This is a genomic window from Acinetobacter sp. IK23, from assembly GCF_035615275.1.
Classification (GTDB): Bacteria; Pseudomonadota; Gammaproteobacteria; order Pseudomonadales; family Moraxellaceae; genus Acinetobacter; species Acinetobacter seifertii.
This window is the reverse complement of sequence record NZ_JANBNX010000007.1, coordinates 85,585-107,107: the sequence shown is the minus strand read 5'-3', so window position 1 is coordinate 107,107 and position 21,523 is coordinate 85,585. Positions and strand designations below refer to the sequence as shown.

Below are 21,523 nucleotides of genomic sequence, written 5' to 3'. Positions count from 1 at the left end.
AATTGGGAATAGTAATGGCTAAAATTTTAACAGTTACTTTAAACCCTGCAATTGATGTAACCATCCAACTAAATGAGTTACAGGTAGGTGAAGTAAACCGACAAAAGTCGGTAGAAATTCATGCGGCTGGTAAAGGCCTTAATGTTGCACAAGTATTAAAAGACTTAGGTCACGATGTCATCGTAACTGGTTTTTTAGGCGAGCATAATCGACAAATTTTCGATACACATTTTACCCAAGCTCAATTTCAACCCGAATTCATTTATATTGATGGCGAAACACGCCAAAATATAAAAATTGCTGAGCATTCTGGGCGGATGACCGATTTAAACGGCAAAGGTTTCTTTGTTTCTGAAACAGACAAACAAAGCCTATTTAATAAGATTGAAGCTCTGTTACCACAAGTTGAAGTGGTTGCAATAGCTGGTAGCCTACCCCAAGGTTTTAGTATTGATGAGTTACAACAACTTATTAAACTAATCAAAAAACAAAATAAAAAAGTTGCATTAGATACTAGTGGTAAAGCTTTGGTTGCCGCAATTGCATGTCAACCTTGGATGATCAAGCCTAATACTGATGAGCTCGTAGAAAGTTATCAACGTCCTGCAACAAGCTATGCTGAACAAAGAAAACTTTTTGACAGCTTAAGCGATATTGAGCATGTGGTTATTTCAATGGGTGAAGGTGGCGTAAATTGGCTGCATGCCTCACACCCCCTACATGCTCAAGCACCAAAAGTTATTGTAAAAAGTACAGTCGGTGCTGGTGACTCTCTCTTAGCAGGTATGATTCACGGACTTGTAAACCAACTTTCTCCTGAAGAAACTTTAAAAACTGCGACAGCAATTGCAAGCCATGCTGTAACACAAATTGGTTTTCGAATTCCTAATCCAGAAGTTCTAGACCAATTAAAAGCACAAACTACTATCAATTCATTGAGTGAATCTGATGCAAACTGCTAAACATTTATTATTTGTCACGAATAGTCCGCAACAGCAAGTCAATGCTTTGATTTTAGCTCGTAAACTTGCTTTAGTCGCAACACAACATGGCTATAAACACAGTGTTATTTCACTCGATGAATTTGAATCAAGTGATGACTTTAATCATGTGATTATTATTGGGCAACAACCTAAAAACATAAATATTTTTGGTCAAAGTACTTTATCTCTAGTTTCTATTGAAGATATTAAAGAAGATGCAGATAAGGCACTGTTAACTGCGCTTGAACACTCGAAACCAGCGAATGAATGGGTTCAAAAACCTAAACAGACTTCAAATGCAGCAACTCACTTTGTTGCAATTACTGCTTGCCCAACTGGAGTTGCCCATACATTTATGGCAGCCGAAGCGTTACAGCAAGGTGCAGAGAGACTTGGATATCAAATCGATGTAGAAACTCAAGGTTCAGTGGGTGCGAAGAATATTTTGTCAGCACAAGCGATTGCGGATGCCGATATTGTTATTCTTGCAACTGACATTGAAGTCAACACAGACCGTTTTGTAGGAAAACGTGTTTATCGATGCAGTACTGGCTTTGCCTTAAAACAAACCGACAAGGCATTTGCAGAGGCAATTGCGAATGCACAAGTTTTAGAACAAGGTAAACAACAAGCTACAACGGAAAATAAAGAGAAAACTGAAAAAGTTGGAGTATATAAACACTTATTAACTGGTGTTTCTTATATGCTACCCATGGTTGTTGCAGGTGGTCTATTAATTGCACTTTCTTTATGTTTTGGCCTGAATGCCGCAGAACAAGTTGGTAGCCTGCCAGCTATATTAAAACAGATTGGTGCAGCAGCATTTATGCTGATGGTACCGATGCTATCAGGTTATATTGCATATTCCATAGCAGACCGCCCTGGTCTTGCCCCTGGTTTAATTGGTGGATTATTGGCTGCACAGCTACAAGCGGGCTTTTTAGGTGGTATTGTTTCTGGCTTCCTTGCTGGTTATATCGCATTATTTATTGCCAAAAAACTTAAACTACCAACTAGCTTAGAGTCTCTTAAACCTATTTTAATTATTCCACTATTAGGAACATTATTTGTTGGTCTCATTATGTTCTATGTGGTTGGTCAACCTGTAGCACATATTTTTGAGTTAATGAAAGATTTCCTCAATAACATGGGCACCACAAATGCCGTATTAATGGGAATTATTCTGGCAAGTATGATGTGTATTGATTTAGGTGGCCCAATTAACAAAGCAGCTTATGCTTTTACGGTTGGTTTACTTACAACCAATACCTATATGCCAATGGCAGCCACTATGGCAGGTGGTATGGTTCCTGCAATAGGCATGGCAATTGCAACCTTCCTCGCTAGAAATAAATTTAGTACAGGCGAGAAAGATGCAGGTAAAGCTGCTTTCGTGCTTGGTTTATGCTTTATTTCAGAAGGTGCAATTCCATTTGCAGCAAAAGACCCAATGCGTGTTATTCCAACTTGTATTTTAGGTGGCGCAGTAACTGGAGCACTGGTTGCTTTATTTCACTGTGAACTCGTTACCCCACACGGCGGTGTATTTGTACTTCTAATTCCAAATGCAATTAATCATGCTTGGTTATATCTAGCAGCAATTGCAGCCGGAAGCATCGTAACAGGTGTAAGTTATGCCATCCTAAAAAGGAACCAAGAAGAAAAACTATTAACAAACTCATAAGTTAATAAAAAGGGAGAATATTAATTCTCCCTTTTTATTACTAGCTAATTTTTAATGTTGAATCTGAACTGCTCGCGCCATAATTTCTTCTGGAAGGTCTTGGGCTAATACCACTGCAAGAGTTGGTTTCTGGTTAGAATCATCTTTTAAGTTTTGAGCTTCTAAAACTGCATTTACGTCTTTAGGAGCTAGTCTAAACATTGCGCCAGTAAATGGGTCGACAATTAAAATTCCAATTAAGCCACCAAAAAGAATATTACCCAAATACCACCCACTCAATGTTCCAGTTACTTCTACAGTTTTAGTTTGATAACCGGCTTTACTGAATGTTATTTCGTATTTTTCAGGCTTAAAGTATCCAGCTCCCTTTTTCAAACTAACAGTAACAGGTGTTTGACCAGTATGTATTTTCACACCTTTTCTGTTTTTTATCTCTATAGATGCTGATTCAGGCACACTCGTAAACGTAACGATCTGTGAAGGGCCAGTTATGATACTCGCACAGCCATTCAAACCGATAGTAAAAGCTAATATTGAACTAACTAATATTTTTTTCATCATGAATACGCAAAAATTTTCATTTCTATTTTGAACGCGCACTATACCAAAAACAAACAAAAAAACAACAATGAAACAAAACTTAATTGTCAAAAAATTAATCTAATATTCAAGTTAAAATAATTAATCAAAAAAGTTAAAACCTTTAAAATATAATAAAAATTAAATTACTTAATAATCAAATATTTATGAAGATATTTTTTATTTAGTTAAGTTAGTGAATGAATAATGTTAAATGTCTGGTAAATTTTTTAGCTGCAAATATATAATAATTATTTGATTATATTAAATATTTCTTTATTAAATGCATTTATTTTTTATGGTTATGACTTTGTAGACAAAAAATATTTAGAGAAATGTCACATTCAAAACAAATTTTTTTTTCTAGGATTCTCTGGCAAAGAGATATCGTTCATTTTACGAACAAGCGAGCAGCCAAGTTCAAATCAACGGTAAGAAATAAGTTTTATCAGATTAGCAAAATTTATAGTTTGTCCTTGTCAAATCAAACAATATAAATTTTGCTCACGACCTAAAGTCCTGATATAACTTGCTTAGTGAAACTATATTTTTCAACTATTAAGATTAGTTTCATAAAATGCGATCCACCAAGGTATGGGGAAAAGTCAATGACAAAGAAGTATGCGCGTTTTTTACCTACAACAGAATCTTTCACTCTTGAAGATTTTCCATATTATTGGATTACTCAGGTCCATGCTCAATATGTTCAGAATATTGACAATGCCCTTAAAAAATATGGCCTAGATAATTCTCGTCGACGGATTATGCTTGCACTCAGTAGCAAACCACATGCTAGTGTTTCTGAGCTATCTGACATGATCATTTCAAAGATGTCGACAACAACTAAAATTGTTTATCGCTTAAAAGACGAAGGTTTAGTTGAAACATATTCTTGCCAAACTGATGGACGTATTACACGTGTATATCTTACTGAACGTGGCACTGAAATGATAAATAAAATTAATGACCTAACCAGCGTCGTACTTGAGCAATCTTTTGAAGGCATAACCCCTTTACAGTTAGAAAAAATGATGGAAAGCTTAAAAATGCTTTTAAAGAATCTATCTCGTTAATTACTTTCTATAACTTACTGAATTTTAAAGTCCTCTTATGAGGGCTTTTTTACATTTACTGACCATGACTCGAAACTTAAATTTCATAAAGTAGTCAATTAAACACTATGCGTGTTGACTTGTTCTTTCAACTCCAGTAGAAACTCTCTTCTATTATCTACATCGTAATTTTTGGAAAAATGGCTAAAAGAAAATATAAAAGTGATAAGTTTCAGGTACGTCGTATTAACCGTCAATGGTGGGTACTTGAGAAGGATTTAGAAACTAATTGTTATAATAAGCATGAACAGGTAGCTACAAAAACTTTAGCTAACAATTATGCTGATGACTATATAGAGCAGTATTATATGAACCTTTATATTCAACAACAATTGAAAAAACCAGAAACCGTATAAAAAGCCATCATGGCTTTTTTTATATAATTTAAAAGTTAATAAACAGTAACATGATAAAATTATGGCATAAAAAAAACCTACATCTTGGGGAAAATGTAGGCTATAAAATGCACAAAAAGGATGTATATATCCTTTTCGACAGAATGAATTTTACGATAATATAAGGCCTTATTTTATATTATTTTTGTAAACTTAATAGTATTTATTGTATTTGTGCTTAATAATTTAAATTAATTTTTTATATAAATTTTTCTAAGTAAAATAGTGAATTTAAACTAACTTGTGCCTTAAAAAATATTTTATCTCCTTTATTTACCTCCATAATCTCTTCTTTTTCTAATATATAAACTACTGTTTATAACAATTTTTTTACAAAAATAAGCATATTTTTTTAAAGTTAAAACTCTATTTTTAGTAACCTAAATAGAATTAAAAATTAATAAATAACATATGCATACATGAGTAATTACAATTCTATTTTAGAAAAACATTTATTTAAGCTCAAAAAAACACCAAACGTCCAGTTTTTATAGCTTTTGTGCTGACGACACAACTATTACAATACAGTTTATAAATAGTTTAATTCTTCAGCAATTTTTAGGCATGTTATGACTTCAATGTCGAACACTACCCAAAAGCATTTTATTGTTGAGCAGATTCCTCTACCGACATGGGTTAGTGATGAAAAAGGCTTAATTTTATATTGCAATACGGAGTGTACAAAATACTGGCACGATACTTCTGCCCCATTATCTCAACAATGGTTAGATTTCGTGTACCCTGCCGATTTAGAAGAAGTTAAAAACAAATGGTTAGATGCTATACGACTCCAATCAAGAATCGAATTTAAATGTCGTCTTTTACATAAAAGCCATCACTATCGATGGTGTAAGCTTTCAATTCAATTGTCAAAATATCATGAATCTTTGCATGAAAATGAATGGTTTATTAGTTTTTTAGACATTGATCAAGACATCCAAGAACAACAAAGCTTACGTAAAGATATTGATATACAAAATCAAATGCTTGATATCAGTGTCGATTGTATTAAAGTTTTAAATACAGATGGCACAGTCTCTCATATGAATAAATCAGGATGCGTTGCTCTAGGCGTGCCTGAAAATAAAAAAAAATTTGGAATGCCATGGTTAGACCTTTTACCACTTCATATACGTAAACGTGGAAGAGTTGCGTTAAAAAAAGCCTTGCAAGGTAAAGTAGCTCGATTCGCTGGCATGAGTTCTTTACCCAATCAGGATCCTGAACATTGGGACAATATACTTACCCCAATCCAACATACAAACGGCGAAATTATTCAAATATTGTGTGTTTCTCGGAACGTTACTCAGCAATATCTTACTGAGAATCGTCTTAGAGACATTAGTGAGCGAGATGAACTTACCGGATTATTTAATAGACGTTCATTTAAACTACAACTAAAACGTACATTAACTTACTCAAGAGAAACTCAAACCAGCGTAGGGTTACTTTTAATTGATTTAGATCATTTCAAGCACATTAATGACACTATAGGTCATAGTGCTGGTGATCACTTGCTAAAAATTCTATCGAAACGTTTTAATCAGTGCGTAGATCATGAAAGATGTATTGTTGCTAGATTAGGTGGAGACGAATTTGCGGTCATTATTAGTCATTTAAAAGATGAAGATGATATTCGAGGTATCGCTGAAGTATTACTTCAACAACTCAATCACCCTATTACATATGCTGGCAATGTGCTCAACGGTGGAATGAGTATCGGCTGTGCCATTTACCCGCAAGATGCTGTTGATCAGTCGAGTTTATTAAGCTGTGCAGACATGGCATTACATGACTTAAAAGCTCGAGGTCGTGGTGGTATACGTATGTATAACCCCAGTATGATGCAATTAACCGAAGCAATCGCATCACAGCTTAACATTGCTCGGCAACTTATTCGTCACCATACCATCCAACCTTACTATCAACCTAAAGTTGATTTAAAAACCCATACTGTCGTAGGATTTGAAGCATTATTGCGTTGGCACACAACATCAGCTCAAACAGGATTACCCTCCCAGATTGCTGAAGCATTTAAAGATTATGATTTAGCGAGTAAAATTGGTGAAATCATGCAACATCAAGTTTTGCATGATATGGCTAAATGGATAAAATTAGGTTTTCAGCCACTTCCTGTATCTCTGAATGCAGCGCCAGTTGAATTTTTAAGAGACAATTACGCTGAACGTCTATTAAAAAAGATTTATCAGTTTGATGTTCCTACACATTTAATTGAAATAGAAGTTACTGAGCATATGCTTGGTGATCGTGGTTCTGAATATGTTATTCGTGCACTCAATAAACTAAAGCAACATGGGGTACGCATTGCATTAGATGATTTCGGAACAGGATCTTCTTCTCTAACGCATATACGAGACTATCCAATTGATTGCATAAAAGTCGATTGTAGCTTTATACAAAAGATGCAACATGACCCATCAATTTATGCAATCGTCCAAGCAATTGGCTTACTTGCACCCAATCTTTCCCTTAGGCTAATAGCAGAAGGTATTGAAACACCAGAACAACAAGAGTTACTGCTCCAGTTCGGATATAACATTGGACAAGGTTTCTTATTTGAACAAGCTATTGATGCGAATCAGGTTATATCTATTCTTAAACAAGGTCAGGCTTATATAGAAAGCCACTATTCTATGAATTAGTCTGAATATTCAAAAGAAGTCGCTCGCTTTACACACTAAAAACACACAATAAAAACCATAAAATTGGCGATAATATAATCATAACGATAACTAATTTTTAGTTCTTCAACAATAAATATTGCCACAAGGCAATAAGGAGCAATATATGAGTTATCACCATATTTTAGTTCCGGTCGATGGTTCTCCTACTTCACTTATTGCCGTTAACCATGCTGCAAGTCTTGCAAAAGCATTTAACAGTAAAGTCACTTTAGTATATGCGCTCACTATTGATCCTTTTATTTCAGTTGAAATCATCGATAGTACAGAAATCGCGCAAGATTACTTTAATAAAGCGAGAGCTTCGATTCAGGGCATTTTAGATCAAGCTAAAGAGCAATTTAGTCAACACGGAATCTCTGTTGAAACAAAGATTGTTGAAGGTCAAACAATTCACACAGAAATTATCAAAGCAGCAACTGAGCTAAAAGCTGATTTATTAGTGATTGGTTCTCATGGGCGAAAAGGTTTTAAAAAGTTCTTCCTAGGAAGTGTGACTCAAGCACTGTTAGGAGAAATCCATGTACCAGTATTAGTCGTAACTGAATAAATAAATCTAAACTTGTATAAAAAACCCAGCTATAGAGCTGGGTTTTTTACATAAACTACTTTCCGTTATACGTAAATTTAATAAGAGAACCAGGATTCTCTAAAGTATGCGTTACAGAACCATCATCTTTTTGCACATTCCCCGCTGTATCGGTCAGTACATATAAAACATTGCCCTCAGGACTTGCAATCACATCACGATAGCGGTTATTGCTTTTAAACATCGGGATAGCATCATCCAAAGTCGCACTATATGTCGGATCTAGCTTAATACGGAAAATTACCCCACGTTTTAAAGATGGTACCAATAATGTATTTTCCCATCCCGGAATCGCTTTTTTGCCTCCCGTATATACATATGCCGATGACGGTGCAACCGTTGGCCAGCAGACATAAGTCATATCACCACACGTTGGATCATTGTAGTTATAGGTATCTTGTACTGTATATAACGTTTTTAAAGGCGCTACAAAGTTTTTCCCAGTCCATTCAGACTCTTTAGTCACTGGAACGCCTTCGGTTACTTTTACTCCATTTTGACCCAAATCTTTAATTTGTGATTTATTAGTTGCAGCCGAATAGTTGGCATAAGCATAACCACTGTCATCTTTGTAACCCGCTACATTTGGCCAACCATAGTTCCCACCTTTTAAAATGAGATTAATTTCATCATCAGAATTTGGACCTTGCTCAGATTGTAAAAGCTTTCCATTTGGAGCAAATGCTAAACCTTGTGGATTACGATGCCCTAAAGTATAGATATGGCTAACTACCCCATTAAAGCTCGGGTTATCTTTAGGAATACTTCCATCCAGATTTAAGCGTAATACCTTGCCCATATAGGTATGGTAGTCTTTGCTATTCAGCTCTTGCTGAGTTGGGGTATGCTGCGCCTGATTTGGTAAAAACAAATAAGCCAACTGGTTACGACCTTGGTCACCAATTGTATAATAGATTTTTTGGTCGGGGCCAATAACAAGACGGCCAGACTGATGGTCTTTCGATGATGGTAAACCTGCAATCAAATCGACAGGTTTTTCAAATGTATCTGTTGTTTTATTATAGGTATACCTACGGATAATCGTTTGGTTTGGTAGTTCTTTATCTGTAGATTTTGGATTTTTAAAAGTACCTGAAATATAGATATAAGGATTATGTTTAAAATCAGGATGAAAGGCAAAGCCTAATAAACCATTTTGTCCATCTGCATCATTCACAATTTCAGGAACCTGAAACACTGTTTTTGCACTACCAGACTCAGGATTGACTCTTATAATCTTTCCCGTTGCTCGTTCAGTTAACCAAATCTGATTGTCTGGCCCCCATAACAAAGCATGCGGTTTATTTAAGTTAGACAAAATAACTTTTTTATCAAAATTTTCTGTTCTTGCTTTAGCAAATTGTGCAGGGGTAAGAGGAATATCAGCAAACGCTGTATTGAATGCAAATATCTGGGCAGCACCCATTAAAGCAATTTTAGTCAATAAATGTTTATTCATATGTCCACCTTATGAATTTTCAAAATTTACGAGAATTTTTAAACTTTTAGCAAAAGTTTGGTACATGCTCTCTATATGATTTGTATTATGATGAATAGCACATTTATTAAAATCCAAATTTATGAAAGGCTCTGTTGCATAAAAGTAGCTATTAAAAAGAGCTCAACATCTTTATAAAGTTCTTTTAAGTTAAACAACTTAAATTTATTCTTATCTCTTTTATTAATTTTTAGATCTTATGCTATTCCTCAAACACTTTTAAATGCTTCAAACTCTATATCCATGATGCTTACGCCACCTTAAGTTTACATCCTCTTATTTCTTGTAAACAACTCATCACTGTTTAGTGATGTCGTGTAGTTACGTGTGAAGGCATTGCTAATATTGCTTCAGGTTTTTTGGGTGGTATGGCCGGTTGTGCCATGATTGGTCAATCAATGATTAATGTAAAATCGGGTGGCCGCACACGTTTATCTACTTTCTGCGCAGGCATATTCTTACTTATTTTAGTTGTATTTTTAAATGATTGGTTAAAGATTATTCCTATGGCGGCCCTTGTTGCTGTCATGATTATGGTATCTATTAGTACTTTTAAGTGGAGTTCCCTAACACAATTTCAAAACAATCCTAAAAGCAGTAATGTTGTTATGATTGGTACTGTTATCGTGGTAGTTGCCACTCATAACTTAGCGTTAGGCGTATTGACGGGCGTATTACTTTCAGCACTTTTCTTAGCAAATAAACTTGAAAATGATATTCGTATAGAAACCTCCTTAGAAGGTGAAGCTCGTCTGTATAAGTTAAGTGGTCAAATATTTTTTAGTTCATCTGAAAATTTTATGCAAGGCTTTAACTTTAAAGAAGATATTAAAGAAGCCATTATTGACCTTACCCATTCTCATATTTGGGATGTAACTTCAGTTGCTATGCTAGATTCTGTAGTAAATAAATTTCAAAAGAACAATATTAAAGCAACTGTTCGCGGTCTAAATGAAGCGAGCTCAATTATGATAGATAAATATGGTACTCATGCAAAAATTTAAAAAAGGTCCTTCAGGACCTTTCTTTTTACGTTTGAGGAGCAATTATATAAAAATATAAAAGCATACTTATTAAAACAACTAGCATAACAGTCAAATAAGTACCAACTGTATTAAAACTTTTTAGAAACTTCAAAATATCCATAAAATCTTAGAAACAACCAAACTTTTAAAAATTATTTAAAAATTCAATCAAATTATCAACCATAAGAATTTTACAATTTATTCAACTACAAATTTTTCGTATCAGAAATGTATAAATATATTAATTATTGATTTAGTTCTTAATAAAAAATACCCCCATATTAAAAAATATGAGGGTATTAAAAAATAAATAACTTTACAGACGCAGTATATGCTTGAACTACTATAATCGCTTAAAGATGTATTTTCAATACCTCTTTGATAAATTTAGTGACTTATGACTATAAGTATGAGCAAATTTGATGATTTTATGTACTAAAAACACCTTTCAACAGCAAAGTTTAAAAATAAAAAAGTCCGTATCTTGGGAAGCTACGGACTATAAAACTCATCTAAGCAACAGCTAAACAATTTGTCGCGTAGAGAGAAAACACTATCTTTTTAATCTAATCGAGATATTAGTTTAGGTCAACTCTTAAGCATATATATCAATAAAAAGTTAATTAAATGTGACAAAGTTTACAGTTCAATCCACATATAACAAACAATGAATATATATTATTAAAATTTAAATAAATATATATAATCTAGCTTTAGGTTCAAGTAATTGATTTACCATAGAGGGTCTAACAATCACTTAAACCCGTCTATACACTTAAGTTAACAATTGAGATAGAGGTATTCTCTTTTATAGAGCAAGGATAAGTTTTTGATTTTTAAAATCTATAATTTATCCAATTTAATTCCCAAAGTTTTATATTTCGCATTTTCTATTTTATTAAAATATATACTTAAAGTAATAATCTAAAATAGAATAATGATTAACTTCCGAAATAATATCTAATGACATAAGATTCTGATTTTGTTTGCACTTATGATCAAAATAGTTTTGGCTTTGCCATTTCAACTCACTTAGCTCCAACTCTCCACACAAAAGCGTACAAGGAATATCAACATTCTCTTCCCGATGAATAGGACTATATTTTAAAATATCGTCTTGTGATAACTTTAATGCATGATTTAAATGAGTCGCTTGTATAGGTGCTAAATCATATATTCCACTTAATAAAGCCACCTCAGATAACAAAGGGTGGCTTAAACATAATGCTCCGAGATGCGCCCCTGCTGAATGGCCCACTAATAAAACCTCATCCGTTTTCCAATTCTGCTGTGCAATAAAATCTAGGGCTTTTTGAGTCTGAGCCACAATTTGTGAAATATGGCTTTGAGGAGCCAAGTCATATTCTACAAGTACACACTGCGCTCCTTTTGCCAAAATATATGGTGCTATAAAGGCAAAGTCCGATTTATCACACCACTGCCAATATCCCCCATGTATAAAAATCACGGTTTTATTGGCATGTTCTAAAGGGAAAAAATCCATCGTTGATCGGTTCTGTGAACCATACTTAATATCTTTTACGTGATGATAGGCCTGATAACTTAGCAAGCTTCTATATTGAAAGCTTGCTAATATTTCACCTTCATTTGCTACCGTTGTAGCATTGTCATATTGTCTCATATCGCGATTACTTCAATGTCTCTTCAGTAGACTTAAGACTTACTTTTAAGGTTGAACGTTTTAAGTAGAACCAAAATATCAGAACAAGCACCAAAGGTACGCCAAACTGTAAAGTAGATTTAAACTCATTGGTAAACCAAGTGGTTACTGTAATACTCAAAATCGCAATAAAACCAAATAGTGAGATGAATCGACTAGCAGGAATTTTAAATTTCAGCTCGATGCTTTGCTGAGCCATATGTTTTCTAAAAAACATATGTGTTACAAAGATGCTGCCCCACGTGAACAATGCACCAAACATCGATAGCGCAATCATGATTGGAAACGCAGAAGCTGGATTAATCGTATAAACAATACTAGCAATACCAATCCCCACCGCTGATAACAACAGTGCATTTACTGGTACACCGTTGCTACTGATTCGGCCAAAAACTTTTGGTGCATCACCTGCACGGGACAAGCTAAACAACATACGAGTTGAAATATAAAGCATGCTATTCATTGCAGATAAGGCAGCTACAATTACAATAAAGTTTAAAATACTATCGGCATATGGAATACCAACAATCTTCATGACCATAACAAAAGGACTTGTTGCATCTGCTCCAATCAAAACCGTCCATGGCACCAAAGTAACGATTAGAAATAAGGACAATAAATAGAACAAAATGAGTCGGAGTGCTGTGCTTTTAAATGCCTTTTTTACTGCTTTTTCAGGGTCTTTTGCTTCACCAGCTGCGACGGCGATCATTTCTATACTTAAATAACTAAATATTGAAATAATGACACCAATCCATACCCCACTAAAGCCATTGGGGAAAAAGCCTCCATGCCCTGACAAATTAGTCACAACTTGCTTCATTCCCTGATTGCTTTGAGTCAAGATACCAATAGCCAAAAGAATAAACACGATAATGGCAAAAACTTTGATTGTGGAAAACCAGTACTCAACTAGTCCGAAGGCTTTAACACTATAGGCATTTACAACAAGTAAAGTTAGTGAAAAAAAACCAATCCAGACCCAAGAGCCTACATTGGGGAACCAAAGCTTCATATAGTCAGCTACAGCGGTAATCTCGGTACCTACAGCCAGCACAATACAAGCCCAATAACAGTAGCGAACTAAAAAGCCAGCAAGTGGACTCTTTTATTGGCCTACACGACCAACCAGAACAATTTGATTTTTCCCCTTGTATTGAAATTGGCTGGAGGATTGCTACAAAATACTGGAAAAAAGGTTATGCTACAGAAGGAGCAAAAGCAGCATTAGACTATGCCTTCAATGTGCTTAATAAAGATAAAGTGGTTTCTTTTACAGCAACAGTGAATAAGCCTTCTCAAGCTTTAATGGAAAGACTAGGAATGCGTAAAGTTAAACACTTCAATCATCCCAAGCTTCCAGATGGACACGCACTTCAAGAACACGTTCTTTATGAAATATACAATCCTTAATTTGAGTTATGAGTATATTAAATAGTGATATGATCAAAGATTACTAATAAATTTAAACCAGAGCTATTCATCAAAGTCATAACCTACCGAAGTTGAATGATCCCAATACTCATTAATTTTATCTGCAATAGCTTCTTTGTCCATTGTAGTTAAAACATAGAAAAGTTTTGCCTCTTTGTTTTTTCTCAAAATTAATAAATTGTAATAGTCATATTCAGGACCATTTAGCCCTAGTGATGGTTCTTGACAGTGCTTTTCAGCCTTGTAATGCCATTCAAGTTTATAAGTATCAATGCCATTTGCGGCATTGATAACTATGCCATCATTGGCTCCTCCAATAAATCCAATTTTCATTGCCTACTCTAAATTATTATTCGGATAATTTTTAATATAACTTTAAACATGCACAGTTCAATTTATAAAATGTTCGTCAATACGTACACTATGTAAATCAAAATAGTGCGATTACTACTTTTATAGACATAAGAGTACTATTGATAGATTCCCATCATTTAAAGTTCCATTTATTATTTTGAATAAATTGATCAGAATTGCGATAACTCAATTTTGATTAGACTCTCTACCTCACAATAACAATCAAGTCCTTGGCAGCATTTGAATTTATCACTTTTAACAACCATTATTAATCAGCCTCGATAGACCTCTGAATGATGAAATAATAACAAATCAATCCGTTTTTATAGGCTTTAATGCTTATAATCTTAGCCTAACTTTCTTCCTTGTCTATTCAAATTGGAGTCCTTAAAACATGGCTAAAATAGTGCTTTTCGATATGGACGGAACTTTGTTAGATTTGGCTTTTGACGACTTTATCTGGAACGAATGTCTACCTGTACGGCATTCTCAGACGCATCAACTCTCTTTAACAGAAAGCCAAGAAATATTGACTCAGTTTTATCTTAGTAATAAGCATACTCTTTCATGGTACTCCTCAAATTATTGGACGAAAACTACTGGAGTAGATGTTTTAAATCTTCAGAAAGAATTTCAACACAAAATTAAAACACGATCAGGATGTATGGAGCTACTTAATGCTCTAAAAGAACAAGGTTATCAATGTTGGTTAGTGACCAATGCAGACTGCGCAAGTTTACAATTAAAACTTGATAACATCCCTATTCAAGATTTTTTTGATGTGATTGTATCTAGTGAACAAATGGGTTATGCGAAGGAAGATCTTCAGTTTTGGCAAGAGTTACAACGCTTGCATTATTTTGAACCAAAAACCACTATTTTTTTAGACGATACTCTTCAAGTTTTAAAAACTGCAGAAAAATTTGGTATAAGACACTTGTTTACTATATTACAGCCCTCAACTCTTAAGAGTAAAAGACAGCCACAAGATTTAGAGTATAAAGCTCTAGATCAGCTTACAGAGCTACTGTCTGTTTTGAATCAAACTGATAGAAAGGATAATGATGTCAAAATTGCATGAAAACGATGCTGTAGACACGATGCGTGTCGACAAATGGTTATGGGCAGCACGTTTTTTTAAGACTCGTTCTATTGCTAAAGCTGCAATTGAAGGTGGTAAAGTACATCACAATAATGAGCGTGTAAAAGTTTCTAAAGAAATTCGTGTTGGAATGGAACTTGTTGTTCAACAAGGTTTCGAAAAAAAGACAGTTGTTATCAAAGCACTTTCCAACACCCGAGGACCAGCTCCAGTTGCGCAGCAACTTTATGAAGAAACTGAAGTAAGTATTGCGAGACGGGAGTTGATTGCGTCCCAACGAAAATTGCATAATCTAGCTCGACCTGACCATAGACCAAGTAAGAAAGATCGGCGACAAATCAATCGGTTTAAACAGGATAACGATCAACATTATGAAGACCATTGGTCTTATGATGATGAATAGAAACGTCGAGTTATGTCGCACTCACATATATAAGATATAGAAGCTAAAGAAAAAATCTGTCACTATTAGCCCTGTGAAACAAGTTGAGATTCAATGCATCCACTTGGGTTAAACGTGATGAACATAGAGTATTGAGGTTTTTGAGATGGATGAGAATAAAAGCAAAGCATTACAAGCCGCTTTGAGTCAAATTGAAAAGCAATTTGGCAAAAATACGGTTATGCGTCTCGGTGATAACACTGTTCAAGCAGTTGAAGCCGTATCTACAGGTTCTTTAACTTTAGACATCGCATTGGGGATTGGTGGTTTACCCAAAGGCCGTATTATCGAAATTTATGGTCCTGAATCTTCTGGTAAAACCACAATGACATTGCAAGCAATCGCCCAATGTCAAAAGTCTGGTGGTACATGTGCATTCATCGATGCCGAGCATGCCCTAGATCCTCAATATGCACGTAAACTTGGTGTAGATATTGACAATCTACTTGTTTCACAACCTGATAATGGTGAACAAGCACTTGAAATCGCCGATATGCTTGTCCGTTCAGGCGCAATTGATTTAATCGTTGTGGACTCGGTAGCTGCCCTTACACCTAAAGCAGAGATCGAAGGTGAGATGGGTGATTCTCACATGGGTCTACAAGCTCGTCTTATGAGCCAAGCGCTTCGTAAAATTACGGGTAACGCTAAACGTTCAAACTGTATGGTTATCTTCATTAACCAAATTCGTATGAAAATTGGTGTTATGTTTGGTAGCCCAGAAACTACAACGGGTGGTAACGCTCTTAAGTTCTATGCGTCAGTTCGTTTAGATATTCGTCGTATCGGTCAAGTAAAAGAAGGCGACGAAATCGTTGGTTCAGAAACTAAAGTTAAAGTCGTTAAAAACAAAATGGCTCCTCCATTTAGAGAAGCTATTTTCCAAATCCTATACGGCAAAGGCACTAACCAACTTGGTGAACTTGTAGATTTGGCAGTTCAACAAGATATCGTTCAAAAAGCTGGTGCATGGTATTCATATCAAGGTAATAAAATTGGCCAAGGTAAGAATAACGTGATTCGTTATTTTGAAGAAAATAAGCAAATCGCTGAAGAGATTGAACGCAATATTCGAGAGCAATTGCTGACCACAGGTACAAATGGTGCGGTACAAGTTGAAGATGACGAAGAAGAGCCAGATCTTTTATTAGAATCTTAATTATAGATGAGTCATAAAACGCCCTTCGGGGCGTTTTTTTACAAGGAAACTTATATGTTCAAAAGAAACGACGAGCAATCTCAACAGCGCCCCCCACTTACTGGCCAGCGTTTACGATCATATGCTTTTGCTTTACTTACTCGCCGAGACTACTCTAAAGCAGAACTGATTGAGAAATTAGCCCGTTATGCACAAAATATAGAAGAAGTGAAACAACTCGTTGAAGAGTTATCTGAGCAAAACTATCAAAGCGACCAACGTGTTGCAGAGCAAATGCTTGCAAGTCAGATTCGTAAAGGTAAAGGTCCAAAACGCATTCAACAAGCTTTAAAAACCAAACAGATTGAGAACGATTTAATCGCTGATGAAATTCACGAAATTGATTGGGTAGAGCAAGCTTATCAGCTTAAAGTTAAGAAATTTGGAGAAGTTGTTGAAAAGGATCCAAAGCTTAAAGCAAAACAAATTAGATTTTTACAGTATAGAGGGTTTGATTTAGATGTAATTTTAAAAGCAATCCAAAGAAAATTGGATTAAAAGAAAGGTGGCAGCCCCACTAGCAAAACTTCGGCACATCATAGATCTGCTACCGTTGCTACCTTCCGGTCCTGGCGGGGTTCACAGAGTACAATTGCGAAGCCACCAGCGGGGCTACCATTGCAAAACAAAGTATAGAGATTTTTAAAAGAGATGCAACCCTTCTATACCATTTTCAGCAAGTTTCTGTTTCGATTGATTAATTCATCAACAATAATCGCTTAAAATTTGAAAATGTAATTTTATGAGCTTAAGTTCTTTTTTCATTTTGCATAAAATATGCTTGAAGATTGTAAACTAACCTTGCATTTAAACTGTTAACTGTTTTAATTGCATTGATCAATGAAAAACCTTAGATATTTAGTGAATTGATTTTTATATTCCGGTGTTCAAGGTGGCTTTTATATAAAATTATGGATTTATACACATGCAAATGAAGAAGCATTCTTTATTATTTATTGCCTTAATGAGTACCACTTCTCTATACGCAAATATTCCTATCGAGTCTCGTGGTTTAAGTCAAAATGATGGTAGTGCATCTAATACTTCTTCAAGCAATATTTCAGTTCCCACCAATTTAAACTGGGAGTTGATGCAAAAAAATCAACAATTAGAGAATGATATCCGCACATTAAGAGGACAATTAGAAGAACAAGCGAATGATATTGAGCAACTAAAGAAAGATCTAGCCAACCGCTATACAGACTTAGATCAACGTTTAGAGCTACTACATCAAAAAGTTGACCCAGACAGTGCGACCCAAGATGATAGCTCAAATACGACTGCCGATAGTAGCGCCACTACAAATACATCAGCACCTTCTTCTCAGCCTACAGATGGCAACAAAGTAGTTGCAGCTCCGCCTACTTCAACCACCTCTGGACAACAGCCTAGCGCACCAGTAACAAACGCTCAACAAACTACTGCTGCTCAAAACCAGTCAAATCCACTTGAATTAGAAAAAGCCGCTTATACAGTAGCTTTAGATGCTTACAAACAGGGCGGAGCGAAAAAAGCTATTGCCCCAATGCAAAACTTTATTAAAAACCACCCTAATAGTATTTATACAGGTAATGCTTACTTTTGGTTAGCTGAATTTCATTTAGCCACAGACCCTGTGAACTACAATGAAGCGAAGAAAAACTATAATATTGTTGCGAATCAATATCCAAACTCTAGTAAAGCTCCTCGAGCATTGTATCAACTGTATAGCATTGCAAAGGATGTTGATAAGAATATTGCATCAGCAAACCAATATAAGAACAAATTACTTACGCAATATCCTAAATCTGAAGAAGTTAAATTCTTTAAAAAATAATTTAGACATAAAAAAGACACTGTTTAACAGTGTCTTTTTTTATGTCTTATTAATTAGCGTACAATTCCACGCTCTGATTGCTCAATAGAATCAATTAATAATTGAGCTTCTGGAACAGAAGGCAAAATTTCAATTTTAATTTGTTCAACAGCTTGAACAGAAGTCAGTCCAGACTTAAATATCAATTTATAAGCTTCTCTTAAACCCTGAATTGTATTTTTAGACCAACCTTTTCTTCGCATACCTTCAGTATTTATACCAAAAGCATGAGCAGGATTACCAGAAGCCATCACATAGGCAGGTACATCTTTAAGAATTAATGAAGCACCACCAATCATGCTGTAAGAATCAATTTTACAGAATTGATGAATTCCAGAATTCCCGCCCACAATAACGTGATCACCAATATGTACATGCCCAGCGACACCGACATTATTAGCAAAAATATTATGGTCACCTACAATGCAGTCATGTGCAATATGCGTGTTTACCATCAATAGATTATGGCTACCGATTTTGGTTAATGCATTATCTTGCACTGTGCCTCTATGTAAGCTGCAATGTTCGCGAATTAAATTATTGTTACCAATTTCAAGCCAAGTTTCTTCACCTTTATATTTGAGGTCTTGGCAAACTTCACCAACACTTGCAAATTGAAAGATTTCATTATTTTGGCCTATTCTGGTAAAACCACCTACTACCACATGAGAATGTAATTTAGTACCAGCACCAATAGTCACTTGAGGACCAATAACACAATAAGGTCCTATTTGAACATCTGCAGCAATTACTGCAGATGGATCAATAATGGCGGTAGAATGGATTAAATCGTGATTGCTCATGCCTGCTCTGTTTTTTGGTGTGAAATCATAATCTCAGCGGTTGCTGCTACAATGCCATCAACGCTAGCTGTACAATTATATTTGTAAATGCCGCGCTTTTGCATTACCAACTCAGATTTTAATACAAGTTGGTCACCTGCAACTACTTGTTTTTTAAATCTAACTCTTTCAGCACCAGCAAACAGGAACAAAGAACCTGGTTTTGGCGTTTCATTGTTCATAATAAAACCAAGAACACCTGAAACTTGAGCAAGTGCTTCAACAATTAGAACACCAGGCATAATTGGATATTCTGGAAAATGTCCTTGTAAGAACTCTTCATTGATAGAAACATTTTTATAACCAACAATACTATTGTCAGTAACTTCAGTCACACGATCAACCAACAAGAATGGATAACGATGCGGCAAATATTGACGAATCGTTTGAATCTGCATTGGTAATTCAGGGATGGCAAATTTAGGGGTAGTTGACTCGGTCATAATATTCTATTTACGCAAATTAAAAGTTGATTCAAGAGACTCTATTTGAGCCTGTATATGATCAAGTCGTTTAGTGATTTGGGTCAATGGCACATCTGCTAATTGTCGCAAGCGTACAACAGTCTTTTTCCAATGACTATTTTCAAATAATCCAATTCCCGATGAATAAGTTCCTGCAACAGAAATATTTTTTGTGACCATTGACATTGCAGTAAAAGTCACATTATCGGTAATTGAAAGGTGACCTGATACTCCACATGCTCCACCTAGAATACAGTTTTTGCCAATTTTTGTACTTCCAGCAATACCACATTTGGCTGCAATAGCAGTATTTGAACCAATATGAACGTTATGTGCAATTTGCACAAGGTTATCAATAATTACTCCATCTTCCAAAATTGTATTATCAAGTGCACCTCTATCAATACTACAATTTGATCCAATTCGAACATCATTTCCAATTAAGACCGAACCTAGCTGAGCAATACGATGCCATTTACCTTGATATGGCGCAAAGCCAAAGCCCTCACCTCCAATCACAGTACTCGAGTGTACACGCACACGATCTTGTAATTTAGAGCTACCCGTAATGGTGACATGAGAATCGATAAAACAATCTTTTCCAACTTCTACATAATCATCAAGTTTAGTATGTGACTCAATGATCGTATTATCACCTACCACACAATTTTCACCAATAACCACATAGTGACCAATATATGCCGTTTCCGAAATAATAGCAGAAGGATGAATTTGAGCAGTGCTTTCTATCCCCGTTATGGAAACCTTTTTATCAAACACATGAGTCAAAATTGCAAATGCAAGGTAAGGATTTTCAACAATAATGAAATTATGTTTTTCTGGAAGAAGTTCTTTTAAAGTAGCTGTAACAATGAAGGCACCAGCATTACTCATTTTGGCTTGCTCAAGATATTTCTCACCATTTATAAAAGTAATATGGTTTGAATTAGCTTTTTCTAAACTTGCCAAGTTCGAAAGTTGAAGACTACCTTCACCAATTAGCTCACCTTGAACCAGATGAGCTAATTCATCTAAACGATATTGTTGCACTTTCATTAATTTATTTCATTGAATTAACCTTTTGAATCATTTTATCAGTTAAATCATACTTAGGGTCATAGGCAACAGTTGAATTTTTATTCAAAACAAAGTCAAGATTATTTTCTTTTCGTAACTGTTCAGCAGCTTGCTTAACTCTTGTTTCAAACGTTGTATTCATACTTTGTAAGCTAGTTTGAACTCTAGATTGTAAGCCTTGCTGTGTAGAATTAAATTCATTTAATTTCGATTGATACTGAGATTGCAATTTCTTAATATCATCTTCTTTCATTTTTTGGCCTTGAGTTTGGGCCTGACGTTGAAGTCCCTCTAACTCTTTACCCAATTGCTCAAGTTTAGTCGTTGTAGGTTTTACAGACTGGTTTAAGCTTGCATTTTGTTGTTTCAAATAAGTACTACTTTCAACAACTTTAGCTAGATCAATTACGCCATAACCAGCTGCATTAGCTGCCACTGAAGCTACCGTTAAACCCAATCCTAACATTAATGCATTTAATTTTTTCATATAATCACTTTCCTTATTTC

The 21,523-nt window shown here is 35.1% G+C and carries 20 protein-coding genes, 1 other RNA gene and 3 pseudogenes; 13 read left to right on the top strand and 11 right to left on the bottom strand.

All coding sequences use genetic code 11. The features are described from left to right. The first annotated feature begins 14 nt into the window (after positions 1 to 14). Together pfkB and MSG95_RS07640 are read left to right on the top strand one after the other, a co-directional pair. Positions 15 to 962, top strand: a complete 948-nt coding sequence (gene pfkB, locus MSG95_RS07645; RefSeq protein ID WP_077166075.1) for a 1-phosphofructokinase — start codon at positions 15 to 17, stop codon at positions 960 to 962. Further along, positions 949 to 2,667: a fructose-specific PTS transporter subunit EIIC gene (locus MSG95_RS07640; protein ID WP_039250593.1), complete on the top strand. Its 1,719-nt coding sequence runs from the start codon at positions 949 to 951 to the stop codon at positions 2,665 to 2,667. The genes pfkB and MSG95_RS07640 overlap by 14 nt, the downstream gene beginning before the upstream one ends. 51 nt (positions 2,668 to 2,718) lie before the next feature. Here the strand turns inward: MSG95_RS07640 and MSG95_RS07635 are convergent, their stop codons facing one another. After that, positions 2,719 to 3,225, bottom strand: coding sequence for a hypothetical protein (locus MSG95_RS07635; RefSeq protein WP_077166078.1), 507 nt, complete (start codon positions 3,223 to 3,225; stop codon positions 2,719 to 2,721). Between the two features lie 629 nt (positions 3,226 to 3,854). On the opposite strand from MSG95_RS07635, the gene MSG95_RS07630 reads away from it, so the two are divergent. The 4 genes from MSG95_RS07630 to MSG95_RS07615 all read left to right on the top strand — a co-directional run bounded on the left by MSG95_RS07630 (position 3,855) and on the right by MSG95_RS07615 (position 8,005). Next, a complete protein-coding gene (locus MSG95_RS07630; RefSeq protein ID WP_002050629.1) occupies positions 3,855 to 4,319 on the top strand; it encodes a MarR family winged helix-turn-helix transcriptional regulator in 465 nt (154 codons plus the stop codon). 179 nt (positions 4,320 to 4,498) lie between these two features. Continuing rightward, positions 4,499 to 4,714 carry a hypothetical protein gene (locus tag MSG95_RS07625; RefSeq protein ID WP_004701241.1) on the top strand — a complete coding sequence of 72 codons (216 nt, stop codon included), beginning with the start codon at positions 4,499 to 4,501 and terminating at the stop codon, positions 4,712 to 4,714. 608 nt (positions 4,715 to 5,322) lie between these two features. Beyond that, on the top strand, positions 5,323 to 7,416 hold the full coding sequence (locus MSG95_RS07620) for a GGDEF domain-containing protein (protein ID WP_151819504.1): 2,094 nt from the start codon (positions 5,323 to 5,325) through the stop codon (positions 7,414 to 7,416). Positions 7,417 to 7,561: 145 nt separating this feature from the next. Further along, positions 7,562 to 8,005, top strand: a complete 444-nt coding sequence (locus tag MSG95_RS07615; RefSeq protein ID WP_002050707.1) for a universal stress protein — start codon at positions 7,562 to 7,564, stop codon at positions 8,003 to 8,005. A gap of 55 nt (positions 8,006 to 8,060) precedes the next feature. Here the strand turns inward: MSG95_RS07615 and MSG95_RS07610 are convergent, their stop codons facing one another. Beyond that, complete coding sequence (locus MSG95_RS07610; RefSeq protein ID WP_077166297.1) at positions 8,061 to 9,503, bottom strand: glucose/sorbosone family PQQ-dependent dehydrogenase; 1,443 nt, start codon at positions 9,501 to 9,503, stop codon at positions 8,061 to 8,063. A gap of 368 nt (positions 9,504 to 9,871) precedes the next feature. Here MSG95_RS07610 and MSG95_RS07605 point away from each other — a divergent pair. Beyond that, positions 9,872 to 10,546 (top strand): annotated as a pseudogene (locus tag MSG95_RS07605) (SulP family inorganic anion transporter); the annotation flags it as partial. 25 nt (positions 10,547 to 10,571) lie between these two features. Here the strand turns inward: MSG95_RS07605 and MSG95_RS07600 are convergent. The 3 genes and pseudogenes from MSG95_RS07600 to MSG95_RS07590 form a co-directional block, all read right to left on the bottom strand. Next, positions 10,572 to 10,688, bottom strand: a complete 117-nt coding sequence (locus MSG95_RS07600; RefSeq protein WP_077163328.1) for a hypothetical protein — start codon at positions 10,686 to 10,688, stop codon at positions 10,572 to 10,574. Between the two features lie 777 nt (positions 10,689 to 11,465). Then, a complete protein-coding gene (locus MSG95_RS07595) occupies positions 11,466 to 12,209 on the bottom strand; it encodes an alpha/beta hydrolase (RefSeq protein ID WP_077166298.1) in 744 nt (247 codons plus the stop codon). 7 nt (positions 12,210 to 12,216) lie between these two features. Further along, positions 12,217 to 13,353: pseudogene (locus MSG95_RS07590) on the bottom strand (amino acid permease); the annotation flags it as partial. On the opposite strand from MSG95_RS07590, the pseudogene MSG95_RS07585 reads away from it, so the two are divergent. Next, a pseudogene (locus tag MSG95_RS07585) lies at positions 13,350 to 13,661 on the top strand (GNAT family N-acetyltransferase); the annotation flags it as partial. The pseudogenes MSG95_RS07590 and MSG95_RS07585 sit on opposite strands and share 4 nt — an antisense overlap. A 63-nt stretch (positions 13,662 to 13,724) precedes the next feature. Here the strand turns inward: MSG95_RS07585 and MSG95_RS07580 are convergent. After that, positions 13,725 to 14,015: a hypothetical protein gene (locus MSG95_RS07580; RefSeq protein ID WP_077166168.1), complete on the bottom strand. Its 291-nt coding sequence runs from the start codon at positions 14,013 to 14,015 to the stop codon at positions 13,725 to 13,727. Between the two features lie 415 nt (positions 14,016 to 14,430). Here MSG95_RS07580 and MSG95_RS07575 point away from each other — a divergent pair, with 415 nt between their 5' ends. The 4 genes from MSG95_RS07575 (at position 14,431) to MSG95_RS07560 (ending at position 17,276) form a co-directional block, all read left to right on the top strand. Then, positions 14,431 to 15,117: an HAD-IA family hydrolase gene (locus MSG95_RS07575; protein ID WP_191106228.1), complete on the top strand. Its 687-nt coding sequence runs from the start codon at positions 14,431 to 14,433 to the stop codon at positions 15,115 to 15,117. Further along, complete coding sequence (locus MSG95_RS07570; RefSeq protein WP_077166178.1) at positions 15,101 to 15,541, top strand: RNA-binding S4 domain-containing protein; 441 nt, start codon at positions 15,101 to 15,103, stop codon at positions 15,539 to 15,541. Before MSG95_RS07575 ends, MSG95_RS07570 begins: the two co-directional genes overlap by 17 nt. A 145-nt stretch (positions 15,542 to 15,686) precedes the next feature. Next, the gene (recA, locus tag MSG95_RS07565) at positions 15,687 to 16,739 is read left to right on the top strand and encodes a recombinase RecA (protein ID WP_004701217.1); all 1,053 of its coding nucleotides are present in this window, start codon (positions 15,687 to 15,689) and stop codon (positions 16,737 to 16,739) included. Between the two features lie 54 nt (positions 16,740 to 16,793). Further along, entirely contained in the window at positions 16,794 to 17,276 is a 483-nt protein-coding gene (locus MSG95_RS07560) for a regulatory protein RecX (RefSeq protein WP_019458742.1), read from the top strand. A 14-nt stretch (positions 17,277 to 17,290) separates the two neighbouring features. Here the strand turns inward: MSG95_RS07560 and ffs are convergent. After that, positions 17,291 to 17,387, bottom strand: an RNA gene (ffs, locus tag MSG95_RS07555) — signal recognition particle sRNA small type. A 316-nt stretch (positions 17,388 to 17,703) separates the two neighbouring features. Here ffs and MSG95_RS07550 point away from each other — a divergent pair. After that, positions 17,704 to 18,594, top strand: a complete 891-nt coding sequence (locus MSG95_RS07550) for a YbgF trimerization domain-containing protein (RefSeq protein ID WP_077166169.1) — start codon at positions 17,704 to 17,706, stop codon at positions 18,592 to 18,594. A gap of 53 nt (positions 18,595 to 18,647) precedes the next feature. Here MSG95_RS07550 and lpxA read toward each other — a convergent pair whose 3' ends face one another. Genes lpxA through MSG95_RS07530 form a run of 4 tightly spaced genes read right to left on the bottom strand, consistent with a single transcriptional unit; the run spans position 18,648 to position 21,503 of the window. Then, positions 18,648 to 19,436 (bottom strand): acyl-ACP--UDP-N-acetylglucosamine O-acyltransferase, encoded by a 789-nt coding sequence (gene lpxA / locus MSG95_RS07545; protein ID WP_077166170.1) that lies wholly within the window; start codon positions 19,434 to 19,436, stop codon positions 18,648 to 18,650. Then, on the bottom strand, positions 19,433 to 19,918 hold the full coding sequence (gene fabZ / locus MSG95_RS07540; protein ID WP_000140523.1) for a 3-hydroxyacyl-ACP dehydratase FabZ: 486 nt from the start codon (positions 19,916 to 19,918) through the stop codon (positions 19,433 to 19,435). Before fabZ ends, lpxA begins: the two co-directional genes overlap by 4 nt. 6 nt (positions 19,919 to 19,924) lie before the next feature. Beyond that, positions 19,925 to 20,995 (bottom strand): UDP-3-O-(3-hydroxymyristoyl)glucosamine N-acyltransferase, encoded by a 1,071-nt coding sequence (gene lpxD, locus MSG95_RS07535; RefSeq protein ID WP_004701209.1) that lies wholly within the window; start codon positions 20,993 to 20,995, stop codon positions 19,925 to 19,927. 4 nt (positions 20,996 to 20,999) lie between these two features. After that, positions 21,000 to 21,503 carry an OmpH family outer membrane protein gene (locus tag MSG95_RS07530; protein WP_004701206.1) on the bottom strand — a complete coding sequence of 168 codons (504 nt, stop codon included), beginning with the start codon at positions 21,501 to 21,503 and terminating at the stop codon, positions 21,000 to 21,002. Between the last annotated feature and the right edge of the window lie 20 nt (positions 21,504 to 21,523).